Here is a 379-nt window from a genome sequence, read left to right on the forward strand (position 1 = left end):
GAATCGAAATGAACCAGCGCCAACGGACCGTGCTTCCTGGCCACAGCGCGCAGTTGTGGCAAGGTGATTGAATGATCCCCTCCGAGCGACATAGGAATGACCCCAGCGCTGACGATTGCTGCAACCGCTTCCTCGATCTGCCGGTAGCTTTCTTCAAGATAGCCGGGGACCACCCCGCAATCTCCGACATCGCGAACTCGAAGCGTCTCGAAGACGTTGACGCCACCGCGATAGGGATTGATTGGCCGCAACATCACCGACATGGCCCGGATGGCATTAGGAGCGAAACGCGAGCCGGTGCGATAAGGACCGCCGGAATCCGACGGGATGCCAAGGATCGCCGCATCGATGTCATCAAGACTGGCACTCTGCTCCAGGC

The 379-nt window shown here is 59.4% G+C and carries 1 protein-coding gene; it reads right to left on the bottom strand.

The genetic code is table 11. The features are described 5' to 3' along the window. Positions 1-377, bottom strand: a 377-nt coding sequence (locus EN935_RS40560) for an arginase family protein (RefSeq protein WP_348629936.1), incomplete at its 3' end; no start/stop codon positions are given. Positions 378-379 lie beyond the last annotated feature (2 nt).

It is taken from the genome of Mesorhizobium sp. M7D.F.Ca.US.004.03.1.1 (assembly GCF_003998635.1).
GTDB classification, from domain to species: Bacteria; Pseudomonadota; Alphaproteobacteria; order Rhizobiales; family Rhizobiaceae; genus Mesorhizobium; species Mesorhizobium loti.